Annotated in this window: 2 protein-coding genes; both read right to left on the reverse strand. The window is 33.1% G+C overall.

Annotation, left to right across the window (positions count from 1 at the left end; translation table 11 throughout):
- The coding region (locus HMPREF3216_RS00900; RefSeq protein ID WP_330986949.1) for an NUDIX domain-containing protein at window positions 1–185 on the reverse strand (185 nt) is incomplete at its 3' end.
- Between the two features lie 3 nt (window positions 186–188).
- Window positions 189–1,388: an ATP-binding protein gene (locus HMPREF3216_RS00905; RefSeq protein ID WP_060786523.1), complete on the reverse strand. Its 1,200-nt coding sequence runs from the start codon at window positions 1,386–1,388 to the stop codon at window positions 189–191.
- Window positions 1,389–1,548: the final 160 nt, after the last annotated feature.

Consider the following 1,548-nt stretch of genomic DNA (forward strand, 5'->3'; position numbering starts at 1 on the left):
TCAAATACTTCTCTCTTAACGGCTTCTTCTGATGTCTCGCCCATGCGAACCGCTCCGCCAACTGAGTAGTAATAGTCGTCCTCATCATTTCTTGCAAATAGCACACAACCTTCTTCGACTATGATGGCTGCTGCTCTATATCTAAATGCTTTTTTATCGTTAATAAATCCGCAATTATGTTCCATAGTTTACTCCTTTAGAAAATCTGGTAAATATTTGTGTATAATCCCTTCTTGCGAAAAATTCATTGTATCCATCGACAAAACATATTTAGGATAATTATCCTTAACCAATCGATAAACACCAAATTCCCGGCTACGAGTCTCTTCGCTAGCCATCAAATAAGAGACTTGATAATACTCAGTTTCACCTTGTCTAGTAGCAATGAAATCGATTTCTTGATTATTAATACGACCAACTTGAACCTGAAAACCACGAGACAAAAGCTCAATATAGACAATATTTTCTAGAATACGTTCAATTGATACAACATTTGAGAAACCTACTGCTTGCCTAAAACCATGATCTGTTACATAATATTTTTCCTCAACCGTCAGTAACTTTTTCCCAACACTGTCATAGCGTGGAACTTTTTTTAGAAGATACGCCGCTTGGCAAAAATTCAAGTAATTCAAAATGGTATCGACTGAAACTTTACGATTTTCGCTAACAAAATATTTTCGTAAACTGTTAGCTGAAAAACTTTGTCCAATATTATCTAAACAAAAAAGTAAAATGCGATTAAATACGTCAACATCTCGGATCGAATTGTATTCAAGTATATCCTTAACAACAACGGTATTATAAATGTCGTTTAAATATCTAAAACTCGGCTCCTCTTCCCCATTAAAATAATGAAGAGGAGGCATACCACCAATTTTGATATATAGCTGAAATAATTCCTGTATGCTTAAATTCAAACTTTGATACAAATTCACGAATTCGCTAAAAGTAAAAGGAAGCACCTCAAAACTTACGTAACGCCCTGCAAGCAAGGTGGCAAGCTCTCCGGACAATAATTTTGAGTTAGAACCAGTCAAATAAATATCGCAATCATAATCAACTCTAAGCGCATTTATAACACGTTCCCAGTGAGAAACTAATTGAATTTCATCAAAGAAAAAATATATTTTACCTTCTATTTGTTGACTACGTTCTGTAATTAATTTCTGCAGATCAAAATCATTTTTCACAGATAAGTATTGAGCTGATTCTAAATTGATATAAATAATACGACTTTGAGGAACGTCCGTAAGTAATTCAGATTGAATCATTTTTAACAAAGTGGACTTTCCCACTCGTCTCATACCTGTAATCACCTTCACAATAGGCTTGTTAATAAAAGGTTTGATTTTATTAAGATATTTTTTACGTAATATATATGACATATCCTCACACCTTTCAATTACAGCTTTGCTTACAATTTCGATTATAGTCGATAAATTTATTGTTTTTTATAGTTGTTTCTATTATAAACGAAACAAATTAAAAATTCACCTTTGAGATTGAAGCCGCAGTGTTCTAATAATGGGCGTAAATTTCAAGTTC

The organism is Gardnerella vaginalis, from assembly GCF_001546455.1.
GTDB lineage: Bacteria > Actinomycetota > Actinomycetes > Actinomycetales > Bifidobacteriaceae > Bifidobacterium > Bifidobacterium vaginale_B.